Here is a 23,289-nt window from a genome sequence, read left to right as displayed (position 1 = left end):
GCGCCGCGTCGGAGACGCTTGCACATCACGGTCGGAGACGCCTGCACATGACAGTCGGAGACGCCCGGACATCACGGCCGGAGGTGCCTGGAAACAACTCGGTCGGGGACGCCGAAGCGTCCCCGACCGAAGAGGTGTGGCTGTCTGGCTAGCGCTTGAACGAGCCGCTTCCGGGCACGACGGTGAACGTGCGGTCGTTCTTGCCGATGATCGTCGTGGTGAACTCGATCGAGCCGGCGCCGGTCGCGAGGGCCACGCCGTCCGACGGGCGTGCGTCGGTGCAGGCGTCGAAGACGTCGCTGCCGGACCGGCCGGTGGACTTGTTGGTCCAGCTGATGCCGACGCGTGCGTCCTTGAGGTTGGTCGCGCAGGCCTCGGTCGGGGTCGTGTTCAGTACAACCTGGGTGACACCCGGTTCGGTCGCGGATGCGAGGATGGAGGCGAGGAAGCCTCCGCTGACACCGTTCGAGCCGACGGTGATGCCCGTGTTCGGGACCTGTTCGACGCTCAGCGCCTGCTCACCCGGAGCGGCCTGCGCGGTCGCAGCGCCCAGCGTCATCGCACCGAATGCCGCAACGGCTCCGAGTCCAGCAATGGTCTTGCGTCCCATGTGTATCTCCCGTCACTCTGGACACTTCGAATCCACAGCGTACGGGAGTGATGTTGGACTCCTCAAGGTGAGGTCGGCGGCACTCTGCTGATACAGAAGACGTATGAGCGATCCGTATCCCGCCGAGTCACCGAACCCGGGGCCGCACGACCCGCTGTCCGCCTTCCATCTCGGCGACCTCGCCGTCGAGGGTAAGGGTGTGCGCGCCGCTCAGTTGCTCTGCTCGCAGTTCGCCGACCATCGCGGCCTGATCGAGCTGCCCGCGCTCGCCGTTCTGTTCGATCACTGCGGCGGCATCCCGTTCCATCGCACCCACGACGACCCGGCGGCCGCCACGCTGCAGGCGCGGTTGTCGTTGTCGACGCACGGTCGCGCGAACATCGGTGACCTGCTCGCGGCGCGTGCCGAGGTGGTGGCGCACGACGACGGCTGGGGCTCGACATACGTCGAGATCCGCTCCGGGGCAGGGCAACTGTGTTGTGTGGGCACCGCCCGCAATGTTCGCGTCGGGCGTGCCCTGACGGGTCAGACTCCGTCCGCCGAGATCGGGATGGCGATGCCCAGCTGCGACGACGACCACGGCGTGACGCTCCCGGCCGCCATCCCCGCAGGTCTGACCGGGCGAGCGGTGGTCGAGGAGATCGCCACCAAGCAGCGAGATCCCGGACCTTTGGTCGAGATGCTCAACGGCACGGTGGAGGTGCTCGACGGGGCCGCCGAGCGCGACGCCGGCATCCGGTTCCGCAGCGCCACCGACCCCTGGATGGGCAACATGTTCGGCACCATGCACGGCGGCGTCATCGCGACGATCGTCGGCCAGGCGGGCTCCTTCGCCGGGCACCTGCATGCCGGGGCGGGGCAGGAGTACTCGATCGGTGACATGGCGATCGGCTTCTACCGATCGCCGGCGGTCGACGGCAGCGAGGTGACCGTCGAGGTGACGCCGATCAAGACCGGGCGTCGGATCTCCTCGTTCGAGGCGACCATGACCTCATACGACGACGTCTTGCTGAGCCGCGCGACGCTGGACGTCCACTACCACTGAGGGCGGGGCACCTCCGTTCCGAAACCGCCCCTGAGCTGCACCCCCTGTAGCGAGGCTGTCGACATATCGCCGGCGGACCCGCTCCTGAGGGTGGATCGCAGGGGCGGTTTTCTGTGCGTCGACGAAGAAACAATCAAGCACGCTTGATTCTTCTGCGGTCCTGTGTGACGCTATGGCGCATGACCGATCGAGCAGCGGCCGTTTACGGCGTCGTGGCAGACCTCGAAGCCGAGTCCGACCAGCTCGATGCGCTGGTCGCCGACCTCGACGACGCGGGATGGGCCACGCCCACACCAGCCCCGGGGTGGACCATCGCCCACCAGATCGCGCACCTCGCGTGGACCGACGAGGTCGCCGCCATCGCGGCGACCGATCCCGACCGCTTCACCGAGCTGGTGACCGAGGCCCTGCAGAACAGTCCCGAGACCTACGTCGACGATGCCGCCGAGGCCGGGGCGGGTGCCCCGGTGGAGGAGATCCTCGCCGGCTGGCGGCTCGCGCGAGCGAAGCTGGCGGACGCGCTCCGGGAAGTGCCCCAGGGCGTGAAGATCCCGTGGTTCGGCCCGCCGATGTCGGCGGCGTCCATGGCGACCGCGCGGCTGATGGAGACCTGGGCGCACGGTCTCGACGTCGCCGACGCCCTCGGGGTGACGGTGCTGCCCAGCGACCGCATCCGCCACGTCGCGCACATCGGCGTGCGCACACGCGATTTCGCCTACATCGTCAATGGCAAGGTCCCGCCGGCCGAACCGTTCCACTACGCCCTCACCTCGCCGTCGGGTGAGCTGTGGACCTGGGGTCCCGACGACGCGTCGAACATCGTGCGCGGCTCGGCACTGGACTTCTGCCAGCTCGTCACCCAGCGACGTGCCGTCGCCGACCTCGACCTGGAGTTCGTCGGCCACGACGCGCTCGAATGGTCCGGCATCGCACAGTGTTTCGCCGGCCCTCCGGGAGCCGGCCGCGAACCGCGCGGCGCCTGAACACCGCGTCGAACCCTCTGCTCGATCCACACCACCTCTCACCGTCACATCACCTAAGGAGCCTCGGGTGCCCATTGCCAGCCCCAACGTCTGGGACACGCCGGAACGTCTCGAACTGCGTTCGATGGTCCGCAAGTTCGTCGAGAAGCACATCCTGCCCTTCCAGGACGACTGGGAACGCGACGGCGAGATCCCGCGTTCGCTGCACCTCGAAGCCGCCAAGCTCGGCCTGTTCGGCCTCGGGATCCCCGAGGAGGTCGGCGGTTCCGGCGGCGACATCATCGACACGACGATCCTCGCCGAGGAACTGCACTACGCCGGTGCGGCCGGCGGCATCTTCTCCGGCCTGTTCACCCACGGCATCGCCCTGCCGCACCTGATCGCCGCCGGCGATCCGGAGCAGATCGACCGCTGGGTCCGCCCGACCCTCGCCGGTGAGAAGATCGGCTCCCTCGCGATCACCGAGCCCGGCGGCGGCAGCGACGTCGGCCACCTGACCACCAAGGCCGAGCGCGACGGCGACTTCTTCGTCGTCAACGGCTCGAAGACCTACATCACCTCGGCTGTCCGGGCCGACTTCGTCGTCGCGGCCGTCCGCACCGGCGGACCGGGCGCCGGTGGCGTCTCCCTCCTCGTCATCGACAAGGACACCCCCGGGTTCACCGTCACCCGCAAGCTCGACAAGATGGGCTGGCGTTGCTCGGACACCGCGGAGCTGTCCTTCGTCGACGCACGCGTCCCGGTGAAGAACCTCGTCGGCCCGGAGAACTCCGGATTCGCCCAGATCGCCATGGCTTTCGTGACCGAGCGCTCAGGTCTGGCCGTCCAGGCCTACGCCAGCGCCCAGCGATGCCTCGACCTCACCGTGCAGTGGGCCCGCGACCGCGAGACCTTCGGCAAGCCGATCATCGCGCGTCAGTCGGTCCAGGACACCCTCACCGAGATGGCGCGTCGTATCGACATCGCCCGCGTCTACACGCGTGCCGTGGTCGAGCGGAAGGTGACCTCGCACGACGACCTCATCGCCGAGGTGTGCTTCGCCAAGAACACCGCGGTCGAAGCCGGAGAATGGGTGGCCAACAAGGCCGTTCAACTCCACGGTGGCCTCGGTTACATGACCGGCACCGAGGTCGAGCGCCAGTACCGCGACATGCGCATCATCGGCATCGGCGGCGGCACCACCGAGATTCTCAACGGTCTGGCGGCCAAGCGACTCGGCTTCCACGCCTGAGCCGACGCCAACATCCGAACCCGAACCGACACAGAGGAAAAGACGCGATGACAGCCTTGGAGAACCCGTTCGTCGAGACCCCGGAGCGCGCCGCACTGCGTTCCGCGGTCGCCGGTCTGGCCGCGAAGTACGGCCAGGAGTACTTCCGGGAATGCGCCCGTGAGGGACGCAAGACCGATGAGCTCTGGCAGGAGGCGGGCAAGCTCGGCTTCATCGGCGTCAACCTCCCCGAGGAATACGGCGGCGGCGGTGCCGGCATGTACGAGCTCGCGATCGTCATGGAGGAGATCGCCGCCTCCGGTACCGGCCTGCTGATGCTGGTGGTCTCGCCGGCCATCTGCGGCAACGTGATCGCACGTTTCGGTACCGACGAGCAGAAGCAGCGGTGGCTGCCGGGCCTCGCGGACGGCTCGATCACCATGGCGTTCGGCATCACCGAACCCGACGCCGGATCGAACTCGCACAACATCACCACCACCGCCCGTCGTGACGGTTCGGACTGGCTGCTGTCCGGTCAGAAGGTCTACATCTCCGGCGTCGACCAGGCGCAGGCCGTCCTCATCGTGGCCCGCACCGAAGACGCCAAGACCGGCAAGCTGAAGCCGGCGCTGTTCATCGTGCCGACCGACGCGGAGAACTTCTCCTACACCATGATCGACATGGAACTGCAGAACCCGGAGAAGCAGTTCCAGCTCTTCCTCGACGACGTCCGGCTGCCCGCCGACGCGCTCGTCGGAGACGAGGACGCGGCACTCAGCCAGCTGTTCGCCGGCCTGAACCCGGAACGGATCATGGCCGCGGCGTCGGCCGTCGGCATGGCACGCTTCGCGCTCGACAAGGCCGTGTCGTACGTCAAGGAGCGCACCGTGTGGAAGGCGCCGATCGGCGCGCACCAGGCCATCGCACATCCGTTGGCGCAGGGCAAGATCGAGCTCGAGATGGCCAAGCTCATGATGCAGAAGGCCGCGACGATGTACGACGCGGGCGACGACTGGGGTGCCGCCGAACCGGCGAACATGGCGAAGTACGCCGCCGCCGAGGCCGCGGTGAAGCTCGTCGACCAGGCCGTGCACTCGATGGGCGGCAACGGGCTGACCACCGAATACGGCATCGCGCCGATGCTGAGCCTCGTCCGCATCGCCCGCGTGGCACCGGTGAGCCGCGAGATGATCCTCAACTTCGTCGCGCAGGCCAGCCTCGGCCTCCCGAAGTCGTACTGAGGTAGCACCGATGGTGTCCGCGCGAGTGTCGTCGAATCGTCGTGAACCGCAGCAGGAACGCTCACGCCTGACGCGTGAGCGTCTGCTGCGGGCGACGATCGACGCGCTCGCGGCGGACGGCTGGGCGGCGGCCACCGTCGCCGCGGTCGCCGAACGCGCCGGCGTCTCACGAGGCGCTGCGCAGCACCACTTCCCGACGCGGGAGTCGCTCATCACCGCTGCACTCGAGCAGGTCTTCGACGACCTCACGACGGCCGCGGACAGCAAGTTCGGGGTGGCAGCCGCGCCGGACGAGGAGATCACCCCGGCGCGGGTGCTGGCTGCCGTCCAACGCGTGGTCGACGTCTACACCGGAACGGAATTCAAGGCGGCCCTGCAGGTGTGGGCGGCCGCCGCCTCCGACCCCGCTCTGCGCACCCTGATCCTGCCGCTGGAGGCGAAGTTCGCCCGGGCGGCCCATCAGCGCACGATGGCGGCGATGGGGGTCTCGCCGGCCGACGAAAAGGGGCATCGTCTCGTCCAGGCGACCCTCGACTTCGCGCGCGGACTCGGCCTGGCCGACACCCTGACCGACGATTCGGCGCGTCGTGCGCAGGTCGTCGACACCTGGTGCGAACAGATAGCCGTCGCATTGGGTGCGGACGGGACGGCCTGACTCGAAGAGCGGGGGCGTTGTCTCATCAGGCCCTCGTGGCTCCTCGCTACGCTCGTCGCACCTCAGGGGGCGAGGGGGGCGGTCAGGTCGGTGTCTCCTCCCGTGACCGTCCGCGTGTCCCGACCCAGTAGACGCCGAAGGACATGAGCGTCATACCGACGAACACGACCACCAGCGAGATGGTCATCGAGACATAACCCTGCTCGCGCGGGTCGAGGAACGGGTACGGGTACCAGTCGACGATGGGGCCGCGGATCAGCGAGTAGATGCCGTACACCAGCGGGATGGCCAGCCAGGTCAGCCAACTGCGTTCGGGAAGCCGCTTGGCGCGCACCAGAGCCCAGTCCACCAGCATCACGAGCGGGATGATGCGGTGGAGCACGTCGTTCACCCAGCTGTAGGTGACGTCGACGTCGACCCCGCTGAGCAGCAGCGCGTAGACGATGCCGGTGATCACCATGCAGGTGGTCACCGCCCCGCGCACCCACTCCCACACCGGCCCGGTCGGGGCGAGCAGTCCGCCGACGAGCAGGACCACCGCGGCGGCGATGTTGCTGAGCACCGTGAAGTAGCCGAAGAAGTTCCCGAGCGAGAAGTCGGCATCGCCCCACCGCACCGCGACCTGATAGATCAGGGCGGCGGCACCGAGAGCCGCGAAGACGATGCGGAGAACACGAATCCACCAGGTCGCTGTCACACGCTGATTGAAGCACCGGGATCACGCGCCGCGCGTGCACCCCGCCGTCGGTGGCACGAACATGCGTCGCCGCCGTCCTGCGATCCCACGCGGCGATGAGAAGATTCCTCTCATGGCGCCGCCCTTCGCACTGACCGCACTGCTGACGACGCACGATCCGGGTGCGGCGAGGTTGGTCAAGGCCGCGCGCGGTGCGTCGGCCGTCGCCATCGGTGCACTGGTGGTCCTCGCGATCCGGTCGGTGGTGAGTATCCCGGTCGCGGCGGAACTGTCGGCCGGCTTCCTGTCGCTGTGGGCAACGGTCGGTGCGGTCAAGGACACGACCGCGCGGGCCCGGATCGTCACGACCGTCGCGCTGCTCGTCCCCGGCTTCGCGGCGGCACTCCTCGCGTCCCTGTTGCATCCGTGGCCCGCCGCACGGGCGGTCGCCTTCGTCGCGATCGCCGGTCTCGCCGCCTGGACGACGCGCTACGGGCCGCGGGGGAGTGCGCTCGGCTTCTTCGGGTTCTTCGCCTTCTTCTTCGCCGTGGTGATGGGGGCCGACCTGCACACGTTGCCGGTCCTGTGCGGCCTCGTCGTCATCGCCGTGGCGACCGCACTCTTCGTGCGCCTGGTGCTGATCCCCGACCGGCCCGGCGAGGAACTCGGGCGCCTCCTGCGGAGCGTGGAGATCTGCGCCGACGACCTGCTCCGGGTCGCGAGTGAACCGGAGACCGGGCCGCAGCGGGTGGCGGCGGCGGTGACACGACTGTCGGCCGCGACGAGCGCGGTCGCCGGATGGCAGAAGAACTACGACGCCGCGCACTACACGGACCTGGATGACACGACCCTGTCGCGCCGGGTCTCGATGCTGCATCTGTCGAGCGAACAGGCAGCCTTCCGAGTGGCCGACCACCGCGCGGAGCCCGCCGTCGCCCAGGCGGTGTCGCACGTTCGAGACGCACTGAGGTCGCCGGGTGACGCTGCCGCCCAGGTGCCCGCCGGACCGGACCCGACCATCGAGACGTTGCGCATCGTCGTGTCGGCGACGACCGATCTGCGCTCCATCGCCGTCGGACACCGGAAGTCGACCACGCCCCGGACATCGACCGGGGCGGCATCGACCGGTGAGGCGCCGACGCCGACGACGAAGGCACCCAGACCCGACACCACCCGATTCGCACTCCAGGTCATGGTCGCCTGCTCGGTGGCACTCGCCGTCGGCGAGCTCATCTCGGCGAGCCGCTGGTATTGGGCGGTGCTCAGCGCCTTCATGGTCTTCAACGGGATGGCCACTCGCGGAGCCATTCTCACCAAGGCCGTCAAACGCGTGCAAGGCACCGCGGTCGGGCTGGTGATCGGCGTCGCCGCCGTGCTGATGATCGGCGAACACCCCGTCGTGCAGTACGTGATCGTGGTCTGCGCGGTCTTCTTCGCCTTCTATCTCGGTGCGATCTCCTACACCTGGACGATCCTCTTCATCACGATCGTCCTCACCAACAGCTACGACCTGCTCGGTGTCCTGAACCGCCATGTCCTCGAGTGGCGTATCGAGGAGACCCTCTGCGGTGCCCTGGTCGGCGCGGCCGCGGCCTTCCTCATCTTGAGCACGCCGACCTCACCCGTCCTCGACACCAAGCTCCGGGCGTACTTCGACGCCCTCGTCGAGATGGCCTCCGTCGCGTTGCGCAGAGGCGAGAACCGGCCGGGGGAGGCCGATTCCGACGCGGCGCTGGCCGCCGTACGGGTGCTCGACGGGGCCGAGGCCGCGATGCTCGACACCGCGACGTCTGCGGTGTTCTCGCTCAGCCGGTTCCACCGATCGATGTTGCGTCGTCTGCGGCCGCACCTCCACGAGACGACACGCGAGGCAAGGGGACTCGCGTGGTCGGCGATCGGTCTGACGCGGTCCGCCGACCACACCGGGAGCAGCGATCGAGTCGACCCGGAGAGCGAACAGGATCTCGTCGACGAACTCCGGGGTGCCGCCGACGCGACGGTGTCGGCGATCGAACACGGCGGTGCCGGGGCGTCGACGATCGGCAAGCTGACGAAAGACGTCAAGGTCGAGAACACCGTCCATGCGACGGAGCCCGCCGACGTCTCACCGGCCCGGCAGGCCCGACGGACCATCGCATCGGTGCAGCGCATGCGCGAGGCGATCGCCGGGCCCGCCGGCACTTCTCGTACAGACGAACAGCTCGCCGGCGAGTGACCCGCCGACGAGCTGTTCGCGTGTTCCGGTCATCGGCTCATTCGCCGTGGATGATGACCCCGCGCAGGTTCTTTCCGTCACGGAGGTCCTGGTAGCCCTCGTTGACCTGGTCGAGGGTGTAGGTCGTGGTGACCAACTCGTCGAGCTTGAGCTGACCCTGATCGTAGAGACGCAGCAGCTTGACGATGTCGTACTGCGGGTTGGCCGAGCCGAACAGGCTGCCCTTGATCGTCTTCTGGTTCAGCGTCAGGTCGGTGCCCGACACGTGCACGGTGAGCTTGGCGGGATCGGCGAGCCCGGTGATGACCACCGTGCCACCCTTGCCGACGACGGCCGTCGCGTTCGACACGACCTCCTCGTCGACCGTGCCCACCAGGATGAGTGCCTGGTCGGCGCCCTGTCCCCAGGTGAGCTCGTTGACCTTGGCGGCCGCCTCCTGCGCGTCGGCAAAAGCATGTGTCGCACCGAACTTCAGTGCGGCGTCGCGCTTCATGGCGACCGGATCGACGACCACGACGAACTTGGCACCCGCCGACACCGCGCCCTGGACGGCGTTGATGCCGAGACCACCGATGCCGTAGATCACCACGGTGTCACCGGCACGCACACCGCCGGCGTACACCGAGGTGCCCCAGCCGGACGGCACACCGCAGCCGACGAGCACGGCCTTGTCCAGCGGCAGCCAGTCGTCGACCTTCACCACCGAGTGCTGGGAGATGGTGGCCCGCTCGGAGAAGGTGCCCAGCATGCACATCGCACCGAAATCGTCCTTGCCCGAATGGAATCGGAAGGTGCCGTCGGGCATCGATCCCTCGAGGATGGTCGCGCCCATGTCGCACAGGTTCTGTCGTCCCGTCGAGCAGTACCGGCAGGTGCCGCAGTTGGGGATGAAGCTGCACACGACGTGGTCGCCCGGCTGCACCTTGGTCACGCCGGGGCCGACGGCCTCGATGATCCCGGAGCCCTCGTGACCACCCACGATCGGATAGCGCGGCGGCAGGTCGCCGTCGGTGAGGTGGAGGTCGGAGTGGCACAGACCGGCAGCGGTGTACTTGATCAGAACCTCACCCTCGCGGGGCTCGTCGAGGTCGAGTTCGACGATCTCGAAGGGCTTTCCGGGGGCGGTGAGAACAGCGGCCTTGGTGGTCAGTGTCATGTTGTGCTCCTTTGCACTTGGGGGAAACTCTGGAGGTAAGCGGGACGGCCGGTCACAGCGCGATGTTCACGGCCTTCGTCTGCGTGTAGAGGTCGATGGCCGAGGAACCGAGTTCGCGGCCCCAGCCCGACTGCTTGTAACCGCCGAAGGGCATCGCGGTGTCGAAGCCGTTGTACTGGTTGACCCAGACCGAACCGGCCTTGATCTGCCGGGCGGTCCGATGGGCCTTCGACAAGTCGGTGGTCCAGATGCCCGCGGCGAGGCCGTAGATGGAGTCGTTCGCGGCGGCCGCGACCCCGGTGTCGGCGTCGAAGGGCAGTGCGGCGACGACCGGTCCGAAGATCTCCTCCCGCACGATGGAGAAGTCCGGCTCGACGTCGACGAACACCGTCGGTTCGATGAAGAATCCCTCGTCGCCCCAACGCTTTCCGCCGGTCAGCGCACGGGCTCCGTCGGCGATACCGGCCGCGAGATAGCCGGACACGCGGTCGAACTGTTCCTGACTGACCAGCGGACCGAGTTCGGTGGCGGGATCGAGGCCCGGCCCGATCTTCGCCTGGGATGCCGCTTCGGCGACCGCCGCGGTGAAGTCGTCGAAGATGGGGCGTTCGACGAAGAGTCGGGTGCCGGCGACGCAGCACTGGCCGTGGTTGAACATCCAGGCGGCCACCGAGCCGGCGACGGCCTTCTCGAAGTCGGCGTCGGCGAAGACGATGTTGGGGCTCTTGCCGCCGAGTTCGAGCGACACCTTCTTGAGGTTGCCCTTGGCCGCCTCGACGATCTTCTTGCCGACCTCGGTGGAGCCGGTGAAGGCGATCTTGTCGACGTCGTCGTGGGCGGCGAGGGCGGCGCCGGCCTCGCCGTAACCGGTGACGATGTTGACCACGCCCGGCGGGAACCCGGCCTCGTCGAAGATCTCACCGAGCAACAGTGCGGTGAGCGGTGTCTGCTCGGCGGGCTTGAGGATGACGGTGTTGCCCGCGGCCAGCGCCGGTGCCAGCTTGAAGGCGGCCATCAGCAGCGGGAAGTTCCACGGGACGATCAGCCCGCACACCCCGACCGGCTCGCGGAGGGTGTAGGCGTGGAACTCGCCGCCCGGCACGAACGGCATCGAGACGTCGACCGTCGAACCGGTGATCTTGGTGGCGAGGCCGGCGTTGTAGCGGAAGATGTCGGCGGACCAGGCGGTGTCCACGGCAGCGGCGATGGTCGCGGCCTTGCCGTTGTCGAGTGCTTCGAGCTGACCGAACTCGGCTGCCCGTTCGGTGAGCAGATCGCCGACGCGCCACAACAGCCGTTCGCGTTCGTTCGGCTTCACCCGCGTCCACGGGCCGGAGTCGAAGGCCTCGCGGGCGGCGCGGACCGCGCGGTCGATGTCGGTGGCGTCGCCGTGGGCGACCGAGGTGAGGGGACGGGCGGTCGCGGGGTCGAGGGTCTCGAACGTGCGGCCCGACGCCGACCACACCCACTCACCGCCGATCAGCATCGGACGGTCGGAGCCGATGAAGTCGCGGACCTTCGGTAGCAGTTCGGTGGCGACTGCGGTCATGAAAACCTCCTGGTGAAGCGCTCGACGTCGGGGGCGGATCGAGCGGATCGAGATGAGACGGTCAGGCGTGATCTGGGTCATAGCTGTGACCTGACTCATTTCTGCCACCTATCGGGGTGGTTGCCGTGTCCAGAAACTGAACACCTCCGGTTTGTCCTGAACGGCTGCCGTGAACAGGAGGTCGAGGAAAGTGCGCGGCGCGACGTCGCTAGCGTGTCCGGGGGCGGCGATGGCCGCCCGTTCACGCAGAGAGGGACCCGATGGCAGCGCGCATGGCCGATCGTCTCCGCGGTGTGCTGCAGGCGTGGGGTCCGTCGGGGGCGTCGGTGTCGCCCCGCGAGGCGGTGCGTGCCGGGGTCGGTTCGGCCCTGGGCCTCGGACTGGTCGGCCTCGTGCTCGCCACGTCCGGAGTCGACCTGACGACGGGCCTTTTCCTGATTGCGCCGTTCGGGGCGTCGGCGGTCCTGCTCTTCGCTGCGCCCAACAGTCCGCTGGCCCAACCGTGGTCGGCAGTGGTCGGCAACACCGTGTCGGCGTTCGCCGGCGTCGCGGTGACCCTGCTGGTCTCGCCGAGTCAGCTGCGGGTCCCGCTCGCGGTCGGTGCGGCGGTGCTGGCCATGGTGCTCTGTCGCGCAGTGCATCCACCCGGAGGTGCGGTCGCGATGACCGCCGGACTCAGCCCGGACCTGGTCCACGCCCTCGGGTTCCGGTTCGCCCTGGCTCCCGTTGCCGTCGGGACGATCGCGCTGGTTGCGCTCGCGGCGGTGTACGCACGCCTGACCGGGCGCCGGTACCCGGCTCGCCGGTTCGACGACGAGTCCTCGGCCACCGCGCGGATCGGGCTGGACGAGGCCGAGTTGACCGACATCCTCGACCGGTACAGCCAGTCCCTCAACCTCGGGGTCGCCGACCTCGCGCGTCTCATCGGGGCTGCCGAACTGCAGGTCGCCGGACATCGCGCCGACCCGCTCGTCGCCGGTGACGTCATGTCCCGGGACCTCGTGACGGTGGGCCCGGACTCGACCCTCACCGAACTGGCCCAGATGTTCGACACCCACCGGTTCACCTCGCTACCCGTGGTGACGCGCGGCGGCCGGTTCCTGGGGGTCGTCTTCCAGATCCATCTCGTCTCCCGGCTACGCGGGGGTGCGGCACGACGCGGTCCGGACCGGATGTTCGGTCGGTTGCTGCGCCGGGACGGCAGCGTTCTCACCGCAGCCGACGTCATGGACACGACCTTGCCGATCGCGTCGCCGGACGCTCCGGTGACCGCGGTGCTCCCGATGCTCGCCGGCAGCGATTGCGACGCCGTGCCCGTGCTCGACGGGGACCTGTTGGTCGGCATCGTCACGCAGACCGACCTCATCGCCGCGCTCGCCCGGCAGACCCTGGCCGACCCGCTCGTCGACTGACGTTCGGCCGTCGCCTAGATGCCGAGTGCTCGCATCCGTGCGTACAGCGTGGTGCGACTGATCCCGAGGTCCCGTGCGGCGTGGACCTTGTTGCCGCCGGCTCGGTCGAGAGCATCGACGATGGCGGCGCGCTCGGCCTGCTCCCGTCCCGAGAGATGGGCTGCCCGACTGGTCGTGCGGTAACCGGACGGCAGATCGGCCGCCTCGATCACGCGTGCCGTCCGAGTCCGGCACGCAGCCGCGGCGTCACGCAGGACCGCGATCAGCTCGGTGAAGTTGCCCGGCCAGTCCTGGCTGAGCAGGGCGTCGGTCGCCGGTCCGGACAGGGTGAGTTCCGGATCGACATCACCGAGGGCGCCGCTCGTGATGGCCGCGAGTTCCGAGCTGCGGTGGCGAAGGGGCGCGGGATCGACGCGTCTCGCGCAGCGACCGAGCAGGGCGGCGACCGCGGGTGACGCCTGCGCGCGAGGACCGCTGACGAGGATCAGGGGAGACGCCGCCGGCGTCGACGCGGTGGCGCGGGTGAGCAGCGCGATCGACCGGTCGTCGAGCAGGTCCACGCCGTCGACAACCAGTGGGACGCCCGACGATCTGGCCCGCCCGAGGTCGGCGATGACGTCCACCTGCCGGCCGTTGATCAGCTGGTCGGCGACGTCGACCACGACTGCTGCGCACTCGGTGTCGACTGCCTCGGTGTCGACCGCCTCGGGGTCCGAGGTCTCTGCCGCCAGCTCGAGGGCCAGCGTCGTGCGTCCGGTACCGGGCTCACCGGACACGGCGATGGTCGTCGACGACGTCCGAACCGGGGCCGAGCGGGTCGGTGTCGGCGTGAGGAGGGGGCGGAAGCGGAACAGCGCGGCCCCGCGGGTGCCGGCCACCGGTTCGACGGCGATCTCGGCCTCCGCACCCGAGACGAGCGTCAACGGCAGCGTCGTCGCACGCAGCGCCGGGTCGGTGGCGATCGCCCGGAGCGCGCCGATGTCGGTGGGGGAGAGCAGTTCGGCGGCCAGGGCATTGGTGAGCTGCAGGTCGTCGCCGATCGCGGCCACCGCGACGTCCCGGCGCGGGGCGGCGCGTTGGAAGGCGTCGAGCACGCGACGCTGATGCGCCCGCGACCGGTCGAGCAGACGGTCGGCGATGTCCGCCACGATGCCGTTGACGACCGGCACCGCGAGCGGGTTGATGCGATCGGCGATCTCGGACATGCAGATGATCCCGGCCAGACGTCGCGTCGCGGGATGGATGATCGGCTGCCCGAAGCAGCTGATCGACCGGAACTGCTCGAGGTAGTGCTCGGAACTGTTGACGATCACCCCGCCGCGCGTTTCCGCGGGTGTCCCGAGCGCGGTGGTCCCGACCATGTCCTCGCCGAACGGCACCCCGGGCGCCGCGCCGATCGCGTCGAGGCTGCGTTCGACGGTCGTCCCGAACGCCACCCGCGTCACCATGCGGCACTCGTGGTCGACGAGGAGCAGGGACACATCGGTGTCGGCGAGACGGGCCGCCGCGTCGTCGAGGACGGGACGCGCCGCGTCGAGCAGAGGGTCGGCGGAACCGATGTCGTGCAGACGCGCGGGGGTGTTGTCCTCCGGTCGTACCCCGGACAGCGCGGATCGACGCCAGGAGTGCTCGATGACAGGGCGATGCGGCGTGCGATCGGGACGGGACGGGAGAGTGTCGATGAGACCAACGTGACACACATCACCGGCGAAGGAAAGCCCGGATGCCGCGTCGGATCGGCGTCGGTGCGTCGTACTACCGTGGGCCCATGCGCGTCGCGACCTGGAACGTGAACTCGGTGAAACAGCGGATTCCGCGACTTCTCCCATGGCTCGACGAACGACTCCCAGACGTCGTCTGCCTGCAGGAGACCAAGCTCTCCGACGACGCCTTCCACGAGGTTCTCGGCGCCGATCTCGCCGAACGCGGTTACGAGATTGCGCACGCGGGGCAGGGCCAGTGGAACGGTGTCGCGCTGCTCTCACGGGTCGGGCTCGAGGACGTGCGCGTCGGTTTCGACGGCATGCCCGGCTATCCGACGCCGGAGACGCTCGAGGCCCGTGCGGTGTCCGCGGTGTGCGGCGGTCTGCGCATCCACTCGCTCTACGTCCCGAACGGTCGCAGCCCCGACTCCGATCACTACACATACAAGCTCGAATGGCTCGCCGCTCTCGCGAAGGCGGTCGCCGACCCGTCGACGACGCTCCTCTGCGGCGACATGAACATCGCCCCCGCCGACGCAGACCTGTTCGATCCCGACGCCTTCGCCGGGCACACGCACGTCACCCCTCCGGAGCGCGCCGCGCTCGCCGAGTTCGCGGCCCTGGGGCTGCGCGACGTCGTCCGCGACCGTTGGCCGGACGACCGGGTCTTCAGTTACTGGGACTACCGTGCCGGAATGTTCCACAAGGACCTGGGCATGCGGATCGACCTGATCCTGGCGGGGGAGTTCGCCGCCGGCCGGGTCGAAGCAGCGTGGATCGACCGGAAGGCGCGCAAGGGCAGCAAGCCCAGCGATCACGCCCCGGTCATCGTCGACCTCGACGAGGCACCCGACGGAGACATCGGGCCGGTGGTCCCGCCCCCGTCGAACCCGGCGAAACCCGGTGCCGCGAAGGTCAAGCTGCCCCAGACCCCGGAGTGATCCCGCTCACTATATTCAATTGATCTGTGCTGCAATGTGATTCAGCAGCATGCGGCACAGGATTCGCCTGTTGAGACGATTGCGGGCGCATGTCTCTTCTCCGATATGATCACCGCGGCCCGAGCACGGGCCGAAGTTCCTCGTGAGAAAGAGAATTCACACATGAAGCACCTCAGGGCAGGGATCATGGCGCTGGCCATGATGGGTGCAGTACTCATAGCCGTCCCCGTGGCGACGGCACATGCAGCACCGGCGACGGTGGGGCTCCCGACGGCGTCCGCGGCGATCGCCGGCGACCACAAGAGCCTGATCGTCGACGTGCGCGGCGGAAGCCTCGCGGTCACCCCGGCGGGTGTGCTCCAGATCCTCGACGGGCGCGGTCGCACAGCCACATCGATGCCGCTGTCGGGGCAGATCGACGGGTTCACTGTTCCGTTGCGTGCCGCGGTCAGCGCTGACCGATCGCAGGCCACTCTGACCCCGACCGTCAGCCCGGACCATCGTGCGCTCCTCGATGGCGTGGCCAGAAAGGACGTCGCCAAGCGGATCACCAAAGCGCAGCGCTACGACATCATGTGGGCGGAACTGAACAAGGGCTGGCGGGGGAACACGCCCTTGTACACGCTGATCGGTGGCCTCATCGGCTTCATCGTCTTCGGTTGGATCGGTGCGGGCGTGGGCGCGTTCATCGGCGCCTACATCGGCTACGGCGAGTCGAACCCGAAGGCGTGGCCGTCGGTCGTCGCCTGGTTCAACACCCCGTAGTCGCTCGGATCTCCACGATCTGCCCCCTGTCCGGTTCTCCGGACCGGGGGCGGTGTCGTATCCGGGTCCTATCGTGGGCGCATGCGAGCCGACCCCATCGATCGCCCGGGAGATCTCGACGCGGTCCGACAGTCCTACGACCGGATCGCCGACAACTACGTCCGCATGGTGGTGGAGACGGGGATCGGTGACGTCCGGACTCGCCCGTGGCTGAAGGCATCGGTCGATGCATTCGTCGACACCGTGCGGGACCTCGGCCCGGTGCTCGACGTCGGGTGCGGGCCCGGAACAGTGACCGCATATCTCGCCGAGGCCGGGCTCGACGTGACCGGTGTGGATCTCTCGCCGCGCATGGTCGAGAACGCGAGGCGGTTGTACCCGTCCTGCCGGTTCGAGGTCGGCTCCGCGACCGAGCTCGATCTCGCCGACGCGTCGCTGGGCGGGATCGTGGCCTGGTGGTCGTTGTTCAACCTCCCCCGCGACGTCCTCCCACAGGTGCTCGGGTCGTTCGCTCGTGCGCTGAGGCCAGGCGGCCACCTCATCACCGGCACGCACGTCGGTGACGAGGACGTGCGACGCACCGAGGCCTACGGCGGCCCGGTGGAGTGGACGACCCACCAGTGGTCGCCGGAGAGGTACGTGGGCCTGATCGAACTGGCCGGTCTGCGCCCGGTCGCCGAACTCCGACTGCCCGCCGACGAGCACGTCGGCCCGGGGCTGGTCGTCATGGCGGCCAAGGACTGAGGACACTCGTGCCGAACCGACTCCTGATCGCAGCGGCCCGAGGCTATGGGCGGTTCCTCGGCGTCGTGGTGTCGGTCGCCCGGCGTGCCGGCCGGTTGTGGCCCGCGGGTCCGGCGTCGACGGTCGGGGTGCTGGTGGCCGCGCACGTCGCGATCGTCACGGTCTGGTTCGGGCCCCTCGGTCTCGCGGCCGCCGGGGTGGCCGCCGTCGGTGCCGGGCTCGTCGCCCGCGTCGGGATTCGGCACCGCCCCCTGTCGGACGACGAACGACGAACCGTCGAACAGGTCTTCGGGCCCGCCGGATGGCTCGACGACGTGATCCTCACCGATCTCGCCGGACGCGGGGGACGCGCGTTCACCGTCCCCGCGGTCGACGGACGCATCCTCTGCAATCTCGGCGCGACGTTCGACGCGCCCCTCGGGCCCGGTCCAGGGGTCTATCCGGTGCCCGGCCAGCTACTGGTCCACGAACTCGTCCACGCCCGGCAGATCGTCGGAGCCCGTTCTCCGGCGTCGTTCCTGGCCGAGGCGCTCGCGGTCCAGGCGCGGCACGAACTCGGTGAGGACGTCTACGGCATCCGAGGGTCGGGTGATGCTCGCCACGCCTGGGCCGACCACAACCTCGAACGCCAGGCGACGATCGTCGACCGGTGGTTCGGCGGCCAGACTTCGCCGACCGGACGGCCGATGGATCCGGACAGTCCGTTCGCGACATCGATCGCGCAGGTCCGGGCCCATGACGGGGCACCGGCGGGTACCGGCCGGGCTGCGGTTCGCCGAAGTCTCGACGCGCCGGGTTCCGGGGTGTAAGAGTGGACAAGGTAATGCCATGTCTCAGCGTCGCCGGACCCCAGCGCACACGACCTGTTCCCCTGCAGGTCGCGCGGAGGATCCGTTTTTTGACCTGTGCAAACCCGATCGGTAGAGTGGATCGTCGGTGCCCGGCCCATGCTGGGCCAGTCCGCATGCCCGGCCAACGGCTCTCGAGTCGGCCCTGAGATCGAGTGAACTCGGGGCACGGGCGGCCCGTGGGCTGACAAGCGAATCCGCTGTCGAGTGTATGACACGCCCGACCCCGGGGTAGCGAAAATGTACTGACCAGCGTGAATGCGCTGGTGGGGCGAGTTGTGGAAGCGCGCCGGAAGTCGGTTGAGAAACCGAATTCACCGTGTTTGCCCGGAGCACCAACCACAACAGACAACAAAGAGGAATGAACACCTAGTGCCAACCATCAATCAGCTGGTCCGCAAGGGCCGTCATGACAAGGCTGCGAAGACCAAGACCGCGGCCCTCAAGGGCAGCCCGCAGCGTCGTGGCGTGTGCACCCGCGTGTACACCACCACCCCCAAGAAGCCGAACTCCGCGCTGCGTAAGGTCGCCCGCGTGCGTCTGACCAGCTCGGTCGAGGTCACCGCCTACATCCCCGGCGAAGGCCACAACCTGCAGGAGCACTCGATGGTGCTCGTCCGCGGCGGTCGTGTGAAGGACCTCCCGGGTGTGCGCTACAAGATCATCCGCGGCTCGCTCGACACCCAGGGTGTCAAGGACCGCAAGCAGGCACGTAGCCGCTACGGCGCGAAGAAGGGGAACTGATAAGTCATGCCACGTAAAGGACCCGCACCCAAGCGCCCCCTGATCAACGACCCGGTCTACGGTTCGCCGCTGGTCACCCAGCTGGTCAACAAGATCCTGCTGGACGGCAAGAAGTCGACCGCCGAGCGCATCGTCTACGGCGCGCTCGAGCAGGCCCGCGAGAAGACCGGCACCGATCCGGTCGTCACCCTCAAGCGTGCGCTCGACAACGTCAAGCCCACCCTCGAGGTGAAGAGCCGCCGCGTCGGTGGCGCCACCTACCAGGTGCCGATCGAGGTCAAGCCGGGCCGCGCCAACACCCTGGCGCTCCGCTGGCTCGTCACTTTCAGCCGTCAGCGTCGCGAGAAGACGATGGTCGAGCGTCTGGCCAACGAGCTGCTCGACGCCTCCAACGGCCTGGGTGCTTCGGTGAAGCGCCGCGAGGACACCCACAAGATGGCCGAGGCCAACCGGGCGTTCGCGCACTACCGCTGGTGATCACTGCCGGCCGCGGCGGCCTACGGGTCGCCGCGGCCGGACCCACCTCAGACCCAACAGCTCTCTAGCGAAATTGCGAGGCGATTAAGTGGCACAGGAAGTGCTCAGCGACCTGAACAAGGTTCGCAACATCGGCATCATGGCCCACATCGATGCCGGCAAGACCACCACGACCGAGCGAATCCTCTTCTACACCGGTGTGAACTACAAGATCGGTGAAACCCACGACGGTGCCTCGACCACCGACTGGATGGAGCAGGAGAAGGAGCGTGGTATCACCATCACCTCCGCGGCCGTGACCTGTTTCTGGAACAAGAACCAGATCAACATCATCGACACCCCCGGACACGTCGACTTCACCGTCGAGGTGGAGCGCAGCCTCCGCGTCCTCGACGGCGCAGTTGCGGTCTTCGACGGCAAGGAAGGCGTCGAGCCGCAGTCCGAGCAGGTGTGGCGTCAGGCCGAGAAGTACGAAGTTCCCCGTATCTGCTTCGTCAACAAGATGGACAAGCTGGGCGCGGACTTCTACTTCACCGTTCAGACCATCAAGGACCGCCTCGGCGCCAAGCCGCTGGTCCTGCAGCTCCCGATCGGTGCCGAGGACAACTTCGACGGCGTCGTCGACCTCATCGAGCAGAAGGCCATCACCTGGCGCGGCGTCGTGCCGACCGGTGCCGAGCCGACCATCGAGGAGATCCCGGCCGACCTCGTCGAGAAGGCCGCGGAATACCGCGAGCAGCTCCTCGAGACCGTCGCCGAGTCCGACGAAGCCCTCATGGAGAAGTACTTCGGCGGCGAAGAGCTCACCGTCGAGGAGATCAAGGCTGCGATCCGCAAGCTGACCGTCTCCCGCGAGCTCTACCCGGTGCTGTGCGGCTCCGCGTTCAAGAACAAGGGTGTCCAGCCGATGCTGGACGCGGTCATCGACTACCTGCCGTCCCCGCTGGACGTGCCGTCGGTCGAGGGCCACGCCGTGGGCGACGAGGAGGAGATCCTCTCGCGCAAGCCGTCCGCCGACGAGCCGTTCTCGGCTCTCGCGTTCAAGATCGCTGCTCACCCCTTCTTCGGCAAGCTCACCTTCGTGCGCGTGTACTCGGGCCGGATCAACGCCGGCACCCAGGTGCTCAACGCCACCAAGGGCAAGAAGGAGCGCATCGGCAAGCTCTTCCAGATGCATGCCAACAAGGAAAACCCGGTCGAGGACGCCACCGCGGGCCACATCTACGCGATGATCGGCCTCAAGGACACCACCACCGGCGACACCCTGTGTGACGCGAGCGCTCCCATCGTGCTCGAGTCGATGAGCTTCCCGGACCCGGTCATCAACGTCTCGATCGAGCCGAAGACCAAGTCCGACCAGGAGAAGCTCGGCACCGCGATCCAGAAGCTCGCCGAAGAGGACCCGACCTTCTCGGTCCAGCTCGACGAGGAGACCGGCCAGACCGTCATCGGCGGCATGGGCGAGCTCCACCTCGACATCCTGGTCGACCGCATGAAGCGGGAGTTCAAGGTCGAGGCCAACGTCGGCAAGCCGCAGGTGGCATACCGCGAGACCATCCGCAAGACGGTCGAGAAGCACGAGTACACCCACAAGAAGCAGACCGGTGGTTCGGGCCAGTTCGCGAAGGTCATCATCAAGCTCGAGCCCCTCGTGGACGCCGAGGACGGTGCGACCTACGAGTTCGACAACGCCGTCACCGGTGGTCGAGTCCCGCGCGAGTACATCCCGTCGGTGGATGCCGGTGCCCAGGACGCCATGCAGTACGGTGTCCTCGCCGGTTACCCGCTGGTCAACCTGAAGGTCACCCTGCTCGACGGTCAGTACCACGACGTCGACTCGTCGGAAATGGCCTTCAAGATCGCCGGCTCGCAGGCCCTCAAGGAAGCCGCGAGGATGGCCAGCCCCGTCATCCTGGAGCCGATCATGGCCGTCGAGGTCACGACTCCCGAGGATTACATGGGCGATGTCATCGGCGACCTGAACTCCCGCCGTGGCCAGATCCAGGCCATGGAGGAGCGCAGTGGTGCTCGTGTCGTGAAGGCACAGGTTCCGCTGTCGGAGATGTTCGGCTACATCGGAGACCTTCGGTCGAAGACCCAGGGCCGTGCAAACTACTCCATGGTGTTCGACTCCTACGCGGAAGTTCCCGCGAACGTGTCGAAGGAAATCATCGCGAAGGCCACCGGAGAGTAATTCCCCGGTCGCCCTGGCGACACGCGCTGGCCGACAAGCGGGCGCAACAACGTAAATGAAAACCCCTGCTGGGATCCGCCCAGTAGAGAATGACAGTCCAGGAGGACAATCAAGTGGCGAAGGCGAAGTTCGAGCGGACCAAGCCGCACGTGAACATCGGCACCATCGGTCACGTCGACCACGGCAAGACCACCCTGACCGCGGCGATCACCAAGGTGCTGCACGACAAGTACCCGGAGCTGAACAAGAGCTTCGCGTTCGACCAGATCGACAAGGCTCCTGAGGAGAAGGCGCGCGGTATCACGATCAACATCTCGCATGTTGAGTACGAGACCGAGAAGCGTCACTACGCTCACGTCGACGCCCCGGGTCACGCCGACTACATCAAGAACATGATCACCGGTGCGGCTCAGATGGACGGCGCGATCCTCGTGGTTGCCGCCACCGACGGTCCGATGCCGCAGACCCGCGAGCACGTGCTGCTGGCCCGCCAGGTCGGTGTGCCCTACATCCTCGTCGCCCTGAACAAGGCCGACATGGTCGATGACGACGAGATCATCGAGCTCGTCGAGATGGAGGTCCGCGAACTGCTGGCCGCCCAGGACTTCGACGAGGAAGCTCCGGTCGTCAAGGTCTCGGCTCTCAAGGCTCTCGAGGGTGACCCCGAGTGGGCCAAGTCGGTCGAGGAGCTCATGGCTGCCGTCGACGAGTCGATCCCGGATCCGGTTCGCGAGACCGAGAAGCCGTTCCTCATGCCCGTCGAGGACGTCTTCACCATCACCGGCCGCGGCACCGTGGTCACCGGTCGTGTGGAGCGCGGCGAGGTCAACGTGAACGAGGAAGTCGAGATCGTCGGCATCCGCGAGAAGAGCACCAAGACCACCGTCACCGGTATCGAGATGTTCCACAAGCTCCTCGATTCCGCACAGGCAGGCGACAACGCCGGTCTGCTGCTCCGCGGCCTCAAGCGTGAGGACGTCGAGCGCGGTCAGGTCATCGTGAAGCCGGGCACCACGACCCCGCACACCGAGTTCGAGGGCCAGGCATACATCCTGTCCAAGGACGAGGGCGGCCGTCACACCCCGTTCTTCAACAACTACCGTCCGCAGTTCTACTTCCGTACCACGGACGTGACCGGCGTCGTGACCCTCCCCGAGGGCACCGAGATGGTCATGCCGGGCGACAACACCGAGATGAGCGTCAAGCTCATCCAGCCGGTCGCCATGGACGAGGGCCTGCGCTTCGCCATCCGCGAGGGTGGCCGCACCGTTGGTGCGGGTCGAGTCACCAAGATCACCAAGTGATTCTTGCTTTGACGCACTGACTCTCTGAGTCGAAAGGCGCCCCAGCTGCGAGAGCGGCTGGGGCGCCTTTGTCATTCCGGGAGGTCTGCCGGCCGCGTTGTCGAGAGCAGTGCCCTGCAGCTTATTGCCCTGCTCAGCGGGCTGCTGGCGACTACAGTGCCCGCATGACGATGTTCGGCGAATCGGGGGCGGGGCCCCAGGCCTCGGCGCCTCTCCTGCGTGCGGTGGGCAGCTTCCTGTTCGTCATGCTGTGCGGGATAGTCGGGCCGCTCTTTCTCGTCTGCTACTTCCTCTTCGACCTCCCGGGCACCGAATGGATGCTGTGGACCGGCATCGGGATCACTCTGCTCGATGTCCTGTTCGGTATCGTCGTCGCCACGGTGACGTACACCGGCGGAGTCCGTTCCGAGCAGCTCCGTGCCACCGGCGTCCGGGGTGTCGCCGAGGTGACGTCGGTCGAGCAGACCGGCGTCGAGATCAACAACCAGCCGCTCATGTCATTGGGACTGCGGATCTCCGCACCGGGTCTGGTGCCCTTCGAGGTGAACACCCGAAAGGTGGCCCCGATCTTCCGGCAGCCGGCGTTGTATCAGCGCAGGCTGGTCGTGCTGGTCGACCCCGTCAACCAGAGTTTCGAGATCGACTGGGACGCAACGCAATCGATGGTCGGTCCGATTCCGTCGCCCGGGATGGCATCGAGTGGGTCCCGTACGGTCGCCGACCGACTGTCGTCTCTGGACGACCTGCATCAAAGCGGTGCGCTCACCGATGACGAGTACCGACGTGCCCGTGAACGGATAGTCGATCAACTCTGAAC

At 67.8% G+C, this 23,289-nt stretch carries 21 protein-coding genes; 16 read left to right on the top strand and 5 right to left on the bottom strand.

Features of this window, described 5'->3' with window-relative positions:
- Window positions 1-148: 148 nt before the first annotated feature.
- On the bottom strand, window positions 149-610 hold the full coding sequence (locus tag OK17_RS04285) for a hypothetical protein (RefSeq protein ID WP_461416767.1): 462 nt from the start codon (window positions 608-610) through the stop codon (window positions 149-151).
- Window positions 611-713: 103 nt separating this feature from the next.
- On the opposite strand from OK17_RS04285, the gene OK17_RS04280 reads away from it, so the two are divergent.
- The 5 genes from OK17_RS04280 to OK17_RS04260 all read left to right on the top strand — a co-directional run bounded on the left by OK17_RS04280 (window position 714) and on the right by OK17_RS04260 (window position 5,744).
- Complete coding sequence (locus OK17_RS04280) at window positions 714-1,655, top strand: PaaI family thioesterase (protein WP_461416766.1); 942 nt, start codon at window positions 714-716, stop codon at window positions 1,653-1,655.
- Between the two features lie 179 nt (window positions 1,656-1,834).
- Entirely contained in the window at window positions 1,835-2,638 is an 804-nt protein-coding gene (locus tag OK17_RS04275) for a TIGR03084 family metal-binding protein (protein WP_461416765.1), read from the top strand.
- Window positions 2,639-2,705: 67 nt separating this feature from the next.
- Entirely contained in the window at window positions 2,706-3,869 is a 1,164-nt protein-coding gene (locus OK17_RS04270; RefSeq protein WP_006866119.1) for an acyl-CoA dehydrogenase family protein, read from the top strand.
- 47 nt (window positions 3,870-3,916) lie between these two features.
- On the top strand, window positions 3,917-5,089 hold the full coding sequence (locus tag OK17_RS04265; protein WP_461416764.1) for an acyl-CoA dehydrogenase family protein: 1,173 nt from the start codon (window positions 3,917-3,919) through the stop codon (window positions 5,087-5,089).
- Window positions 5,090-5,099: 10 nt separating this feature from the next.
- A complete protein-coding gene (locus tag OK17_RS04260) occupies window positions 5,100-5,744 on the top strand; it encodes a TetR/AcrR family transcriptional regulator (protein ID WP_461416763.1) in 645 nt (214 codons plus the stop codon).
- Between the two features lie 82 nt (window positions 5,745-5,826).
- Here OK17_RS04260 and OK17_RS04255 read toward each other — a convergent pair whose 3' ends face one another.
- Window positions 5,827-6,441, bottom strand: a complete 615-nt coding sequence (locus OK17_RS04255; protein WP_461416762.1) for a Pr6Pr family membrane protein — start codon at window positions 6,439-6,441, stop codon at window positions 5,827-5,829.
- A gap of 112 nt (window positions 6,442-6,553) precedes the next feature.
- Here OK17_RS04255 and OK17_RS04250 point away from each other — a divergent pair, with 112 nt between their 5' ends.
- Window positions 6,554-8,635 carry an FUSC family protein gene (locus OK17_RS04250; RefSeq protein WP_461416761.1) on the top strand — a complete coding sequence of 694 codons (2,082 nt, stop codon included), beginning with the start codon at window positions 6,554-6,556 and terminating at the stop codon, window positions 8,633-8,635.
- Window positions 8,636-8,672: 37 nt separating this feature from the next.
- On the opposite strand, the gene OK17_RS04245 is transcribed toward OK17_RS04250, so the two are convergent.
- Window positions 8,673-9,791: an NDMA-dependent alcohol dehydrogenase gene (locus tag OK17_RS04245; protein ID WP_232718273.1), complete on the bottom strand. Its 1,119-nt coding sequence runs from the start codon at window positions 9,789-9,791 to the stop codon at window positions 8,673-8,675.
- Window positions 9,792-9,843: 52 nt separating this feature from the next.
- A complete protein-coding gene (locus OK17_RS04240; protein WP_461416760.1) occupies window positions 9,844-11,340 on the bottom strand; it encodes an aldehyde dehydrogenase family protein in 1,497 nt (498 codons plus the stop codon).
- A 260-nt stretch (window positions 11,341-11,600) separates the two neighbouring features.
- Between OK17_RS04240 and OK17_RS04235 the strand changes: the two genes are divergently transcribed.
- Window positions 11,601-12,752, top strand: coding sequence for an HPP family protein (locus OK17_RS04235; protein WP_461416759.1), 1,152 nt, complete (start codon window positions 11,601-11,603; stop codon window positions 12,750-12,752).
- Window positions 12,753-12,766: 14 nt separating this feature from the next.
- Here the strand turns inward: OK17_RS04235 and OK17_RS04230 are convergent, their stop codons facing one another.
- Window positions 12,767-14,452: a sigma-54-dependent Fis family transcriptional regulator gene (locus OK17_RS04230; protein WP_461416758.1), complete on the bottom strand. Its 1,686-nt coding sequence runs from the start codon at window positions 14,450-14,452 to the stop codon at window positions 12,767-12,769.
- Window positions 14,453-14,475: 23 nt separating this feature from the next.
- On the opposite strand from OK17_RS04230, the gene OK17_RS04225 reads away from it, so the two are divergent.
- From OK17_RS04225 to OK17_RS04185, 9 genes are all read left to right on the top strand, one after another.
- Window positions 14,476-15,396, top strand: coding sequence for an exodeoxyribonuclease III (locus OK17_RS04225; protein ID WP_461416756.1), 921 nt, complete (start codon window positions 14,476-14,478; stop codon window positions 15,394-15,396).
- Between the two features lie 162 nt (window positions 15,397-15,558).
- Window positions 15,559-16,161 (top strand): hypothetical protein, encoded by a 603-nt coding sequence (locus OK17_RS04220; protein WP_461416755.1) that lies wholly within the window; start codon window positions 15,559-15,561, stop codon window positions 16,159-16,161.
- An 81-nt stretch (window positions 16,162-16,242) separates the two neighbouring features.
- A complete protein-coding gene (locus OK17_RS04215; RefSeq protein WP_461416754.1) occupies window positions 16,243-16,905 on the top strand; it encodes a class I SAM-dependent methyltransferase in 663 nt (220 codons plus the stop codon).
- Window positions 16,906-16,913: 8 nt separating this feature from the next.
- Window positions 16,914-17,714, top strand: a complete 801-nt coding sequence (locus OK17_RS04210) for a hypothetical protein (RefSeq protein ID WP_461416753.1) — start codon at window positions 16,914-16,916, stop codon at window positions 17,712-17,714.
- Window positions 17,715-18,125: 411 nt separating this feature from the next.
- The gene (gene rpsL, locus OK17_RS04205) at window positions 18,126-18,497 is read left to right on the top strand and encodes a 30S ribosomal protein S12 (protein ID WP_004020596.1); all 372 of its coding nucleotides are present in this window, start codon (window positions 18,126-18,128) and stop codon (window positions 18,495-18,497) included.
- A gap of 6 nt (window positions 18,498-18,503) precedes the next feature.
- Window positions 18,504-18,974, top strand: a complete 471-nt coding sequence (gene rpsG / locus OK17_RS04200) for a 30S ribosomal protein S7 (RefSeq protein ID WP_006434721.1) — start codon at window positions 18,504-18,506, stop codon at window positions 18,972-18,974.
- Between the two features lie 88 nt (window positions 18,975-19,062).
- The gene (fusA, locus tag OK17_RS04195; protein WP_232718280.1) at window positions 19,063-21,168 is read left to right on the top strand and encodes an elongation factor G; all 2,106 of its coding nucleotides are present in this window, start codon (window positions 19,063-19,065) and stop codon (window positions 21,166-21,168) included.
- A gap of 113 nt (window positions 21,169-21,281) precedes the next feature.
- Window positions 21,282-22,472 (top strand): elongation factor Tu, encoded by a 1,191-nt coding sequence (gene tuf, locus OK17_RS04190; RefSeq protein ID WP_005199938.1) that lies wholly within the window; start codon window positions 21,282-21,284, stop codon window positions 22,470-22,472.
- 164 nt (window positions 22,473-22,636) lie between these two features.
- A complete protein-coding gene (locus OK17_RS04185) occupies window positions 22,637-23,287 on the top strand; it encodes an SHOCT domain-containing protein (RefSeq protein WP_461416751.1) in 651 nt (216 codons plus the stop codon).
- Window positions 23,288-23,289: the final 2 nt, after the last annotated feature.

Source organism: Gordonia sp. GN26, from assembly GCF_054823965.1.
Note: the sequence above shows the minus strand (reverse complement) of the source record. Positions and strands in the feature narration are given on the sequence as shown.

Excerpts from the sequence above, each read along its gene's own strand:
- OK17_RS04285 (WP_461416767.1), bottom strand. The coding sequence starts at position 610 with ATGGGACGCAAGACCATTGCTGGACTCGGAGCCGTTGCGGCATTCGGT.
- OK17_RS04280 (WP_461416766.1), top strand. The coding sequence starts at position 714 with ATGAGCGATCCGTATCCCGCCGAGTCACCGAACCCGGGGCCGCACGAC.
- OK17_RS04275 (WP_461416765.1), top strand. The coding sequence starts at position 1,835 with ATGACCGATCGAGCAGCGGCCGTTTACGGCGTCGTGGCAGACCTCGAA.
- OK17_RS04265 (WP_461416764.1), top strand. The coding sequence starts at position 3,917 with ATGACAGCCTTGGAGAACCCGTTCGTCGAGACCCCGGAGCGCGCCGCA.
- OK17_RS04260 (WP_461416763.1), top strand. The coding sequence starts at position 5,100 with ATGGTGTCCGCGCGAGTGTCGTCGAATCGTCGTGAACCGCAGCAGGAA.
- OK17_RS04250 (WP_461416761.1), top strand. The coding sequence starts at position 6,554 with ATGGCGCCGCCCTTCGCACTGACCGCACTGCTGACGACGCACGATCCG.
- OK17_RS04245 (WP_232718273.1), bottom strand. The coding sequence starts at position 9,791 with ATGACACTGACCACCAAGGCCGCTGTTCTCACCGCCCCCGGAAAGCCC.
- OK17_RS04240 (WP_461416760.1), bottom strand. The coding sequence starts at position 11,340 with ATGACCGCAGTCGCCACCGAACTGCTACCGAAGGTCCGCGACTTCATC.
- OK17_RS04235 (WP_461416759.1), top strand. The coding sequence starts at position 11,601 with ATGGCAGCGCGCATGGCCGATCGTCTCCGCGGTGTGCTGCAGGCGTGG.
- OK17_RS04225 (WP_461416756.1), top strand. The coding sequence starts at position 14,476 with ATGCCGCGTCGGATCGGCGTCGGTGCGTCGTACTACCGTGGGCCCATG.
- OK17_RS04220 (WP_461416755.1), top strand. The coding sequence starts at position 15,559 with ATGAAGCACCTCAGGGCAGGGATCATGGCGCTGGCCATGATGGGTGCA.
- OK17_RS04215 (WP_461416754.1), top strand. The coding sequence starts at position 16,243 with ATGCGAGCCGACCCCATCGATCGCCCGGGAGATCTCGACGCGGTCCGA.
- rpsG (WP_006434721.1), top strand. The coding sequence starts at position 18,504 with ATGCCACGTAAAGGACCCGCACCCAAGCGCCCCCTGATCAACGACCCG.
- OK17_RS04185 (WP_461416751.1), top strand. The coding sequence starts at position 22,637 with ATGACGATGTTCGGCGAATCGGGGGCGGGGCCCCAGGCCTCGGCGCCT.